The organism is Moorena bouillonii PNG, from assembly GCF_001942495.1.
Lineage (GTDB): Bacteria > Cyanobacteriota > Cyanobacteriia > Cyanobacteriales > Coleofasciculaceae > Moorena > Moorena bouillonii.
This window is the reverse complement of the sequence record NZ_MKZS01000001.1, coordinates 1,348,088-1,352,226: the sequence shown is the minus strand read 5'-3', so window position 1 is coordinate 1,352,226 and position 4,139 is coordinate 1,348,088. Positions and strand designations below refer to the sequence as shown.

General features: G+C 42.9%; 3 protein-coding genes. 2 read left to right on the top strand and 1 reads right to left on the bottom strand.

Going from position 1 to position 4,139, the window contains the following annotated elements; genetic code table 11:
* The first annotated feature begins 1,072 nt into the window (after positions 1-1,072).
* Together BJP37_RS05565 and ntcA are read left to right on the top strand one after the other, a co-directional pair.
* The gene (locus BJP37_RS05565; RefSeq protein WP_075897117.1) at positions 1,073-1,258 is read left to right on the top strand and encodes a hypothetical protein; all 186 of its coding nucleotides are present in this window, start codon (positions 1,073-1,075) and stop codon (positions 1,256-1,258) included.
* Positions 1,259-1,511: 253 nt separating this feature from the next.
* On the top strand, positions 1,512-2,189 hold the full coding sequence (gene ntcA, locus BJP37_RS05560) for a global nitrogen regulator NtcA (protein WP_070391512.1): 678 nt from the start codon (positions 1,512-1,514) through the stop codon (positions 2,187-2,189).
* 3 nt (positions 2,190-2,192) lie between these two features.
* Here the strand turns inward: ntcA and BJP37_RS05555 are convergent, their stop codons facing one another.
* Positions 2,193-3,278, bottom strand: a complete 1,086-nt coding sequence (locus tag BJP37_RS05555; RefSeq protein ID WP_229415214.1) for a GGDEF domain-containing protein — start codon at positions 3,276-3,278, stop codon at positions 2,193-2,195.
* Positions 3,279-4,139: the final 861 nt, after the last annotated feature.

Genomic DNA, 4,139 nt, shown 5'->3' with positions numbered 1-4,139 from the left:
ATGGGGGGAACCCCCGCAGGTCGGCGCTGCCTCCCCAAGACCGCGCTGCATCGCTGAATGCAGCAACGTTGAGTTTTTCAGCTCTATTCTTGATGCAAAGCGCGAGTGGGGGAAACCCCCAAGACCGCGCTGCATCGCTTTCAACTAGTAATAGGTAATTGTGAGCCCAAGTCTGGTCAAGTATTATATTGTTATAATTTTTATTATAAATTTTCAGTATAAACCTTTATTATAGTTTATAAGCAAGGGTGCCAGGTAATCAAACTACCTATATTATGGGGGATCTGCAATCACCCGGAAGCGAAATAGCGACTAACTCCCCGACTTAATAGGGATTATTTATGGCAGGCGAGGGTGAGGTTACTCACCCAACTAGAACCATAGGAATGGCTACTGTCCACCCCAAACCCGTTCGCTCCACACCCCAAAGCGGGTCTCCCGTTTACCCTTCAGGCTTACCCCCTGAGGTAAGCACCAATAATGACCCCTGAGGTTTTTAGTGTTTGGTAGCAATTTTTACAAAAACTTAGCTCAGATTGATATTAAGTAGTTAGAATTGACACTCACCGGCCTGTTCGCGTAGCGGAGGCCGTAGGCCACGCTTCCGCCGTAGGCGACGCTGGTTGAGGTGCGAACGGCTTTGCCAAAAGGCGCGGGGATTCCTAAATCTACGAGCCGCCGTAAACCGCCGAGTTCCTATTTTTGACGCCGCCAAAAACAAGACAATACTTAACCAGAAGAAATCCGTGACAACACCAAATTCCCAGTCAATTCACGACAGACCTAGAGGGCAGTTCTCCTTAGGCGTTAGAGTACTTGTTGGAAGTGCCTTAAAAGTCCGTTTTCCTTCCTTTTCCTCAAGTTCCGGTGTGCCCCACCGTACTTTGTTTTATCTCAAAGGTTATTCTTCTAGGTTCACACGCCAACTGTTGATTGACGATTGGGTTTTTAAAGAGGACTTTCCCTACCCTCTAGGCATTACTTCTTTATGGGCAATCAATTGCGGATCTTTCTTCCGGTTGAGCCAACGGTTTTTCAGCCTGTACCTATCTAGATTATACACCAAACAGACGTGGATTTTCAGAAAGCCGTCCTAGAAGGACGGGGTTTTAAACCCAATATTTTTGATAAATTTGTCGATTCCACGATGATTGGTACTAATCGCCGCTTCTACCTGACAGGGTTAAGGGAAAATCAAGCCAAGAGCTTGCTAAACTATAGACTAGCAGTTAATACTGTTGGCCTGTTGGCAAATTAGCTCAAAACTTGCCCGCTGCGCTTGACCTGTAATTAAATTCGCCACTGGTTCCAGTGCCGAAATTGATTGGCAAGGGGAATTAAGAACGGTTGTAGCAGTTCACGACAAACTAAATAAAACTGTTTAAAATCCGCTAAAATAGCCTAAACATACAAGCCTAAATAGACAAGATTCATTGACTAATCCGTGGCTTAACATCCCCGGAAGTCTTTTCACTATAAATAGATAGGGGCATTGCTACAAAGGAATAGATATGGATAGGGTTGTGACGCAGGATACACCACTAGCGGCTGTTTTTCGTCAGATTGGTAGAGGAGCGTTTCCACCAGTCGTAGAAACCTATGAGCGAGGTAAAACGATTTTCTTCCCAGGAGATCCAGCTGAACGGGTTTACTTTTTGCTAAAAGGTGCTGTCAAACTGTCTAGAGTATACGAAGTAGGAGAAGAAATTACTGTAGCACTGCTGCGAGAAAATACGGTTTTCGGTGTTCTATCCCTGATTACTGGTCACCAATCTGATCGGTTCTATCATGCAGTTGCCTTTACAACTGTAGAGTTACTCTCTTCCCCGATTGACCAGGTAGAAAAAGCACTGAAGGAAAACCCGGAATTATCAATGTTGATGTTACGGGGGCTATCGTCTCGGATATTACAGACCGAAATGATGATCGAAACCCTAGCTCATCGGGATATGGAGTCTCGATTGGTTAGTTTTCTATTAATTCTCTGCCGTGACTTTGGGATACCCTGTGGGGATGGGATTACCATTGAACTGAAGTTGTCCCATCAAGCGATCGCAGAAGCTATCGGTTCGACTCGGGTGACTGTCACCCGTCTACTGGGAGACCTAAGGGAAAAAGAAATGATTTCGATTCACAAGAAAAAAATTACTGTCCACAAGCCAGTGGTTTTGAGTCAGCAATTTACCTGAAAATTAGTGATTGCAACAACAATAAACCCGATTGCGACCATTAGATTTAGCAATCCGTAGGTTCTGGTCAGCACATCGCAGTAGGCTTTCCCCTCTATGGTCGTCCTTATTTTTGTTAAGGGAAGCAACACCCAAGCTAATGGTAATTGGGAGCACTAATCTTCTATCAATCTGAAAGGGTTGATCGCTAATAATATGTCGCACTCGGTTAGCCACTGCTCGGGCTTCTTGAGTGTCAGTGTGACTAAGAATGATCACAAACTCTTCTCCACCATAGCGAAAGAGGGAATCTTGAATACGTAGGTTATGTTTGAGACGACTTGCCAGTAGCTTGAGAGCGCGATCGCCTACCGGATGTCCGTAGTTGTCGTTGATGGACTTGAAATAGTCCACATCTAGGATAATCAGACTCAGGGGCGTTGATTTACGAAAGGCATTTTCGACTTGTCGGGGTAACTCCCATTCCATTGCCCGACGATTGCTCAATTCTGTCAAGGGATCAACCAATGCTATCCTAGATAGGAAATCATTAGTGTGCATTGCTTCTCGGTATAGTCGGACTCCTCGTAACCCTGTCTGAATTTGTGCCTTAAGCAACCGATGTTCTGTTACAGATATGGCTGAGTCTTGATTACTGATTGAACTGATCCGTAAGTAGGCATCTGCACCGTTTTCTAGGGCTTGAGCACATTCTCTTAACTCCCAGTTTGGGTCTCGGCCCATTGTTTCAATCGCTATTTCGGGCAAGTCATTGATCACAATGCAGTATATCCAACCGAGCAGCTTTTGTTCTTTAATTTGACGACATAGTTGTAAACTAGCCACCTGCGTTGCCTGCAAAATTAAAATAGCCGGTTGTCTAGTCTTGATGAGTTGTATGACATCATCAAGTTCCCAAGATACCTCGACAGTGCTAGACTTTATATAGCAAGTCCGCTTCACAAATGCAGTGATAAACTGTTTATTTCCTACCACTAATATAGAAGCATCTATAGATGCATCTATAGATGCTTCTATAGATGGATCGTTTTTATTTATAGTTAGCTCTACAGAGCTAATACATTCACCCTGAATCAATAATCTTAACACTGCTACTTCTTCAAGAAAGTATTAGCTAATACGTTTTTCTCTAAATTCACCAGTCTATGGAATTTTGCTATGGGATAGATAGATGCTAAATAAATTGATCCTATTGCTGACTGTCCTTTGGCAGCTCAAGTACAGTTGGATCTCTTACCAATTCTCCATTGCCGATTCTGCATTCCCCGATATGGATTGTGAATCACAAGCTGTAGACCTCTTGATAAATGAGGTGATCTTATAACAATCATTTCCAAACTATATTCCTGTATGTAGCAATTATAAATAGGTTGTAAACTATCAAGCAGCCAGGATGCCAATAATACGATGATTTTGGGTTTATAGATTTTCACAACTCGTTTATATTTTTTATATGGTTTTTAGTTTAACGAGTTTTGTTTAATATAAACCTGAATAACAACAAAAATTAGTTTAATCCCCGATGAATCCAAAGCCAACTTATGCACATCTTAGGCACATAGTTAATTAGGGGTTACTCAGCAAAAGCTGAGCAGAGGGATTATTCACCAGACCCGTGGCGAATTTAATTCTTAATTGGTCAAGCGCACCTAATTTATACTTGTCTCTAATACTCTCTTGTTTTTATCACAAGTGGCAGTAGCAATTTATCGGTATCCGGGGAATTTTTCTAAATCTTTATATAAAATGATGAAAACACTTAACTATTCAACTGAGTGAGAGGATTATTATTCCCACTAACCTCTAATATCAAGTCAGGTTGAATACCCATAATTAGATGGAGGGTGGGGAGATGGGGAGATGGGAAGATGGGGAGATGGTAAGATGGGGAGATGGGGAGCGGTGCGACCCGTGGCGAATTTAATTCGCCTACGGAAAGCGCACCGAGGG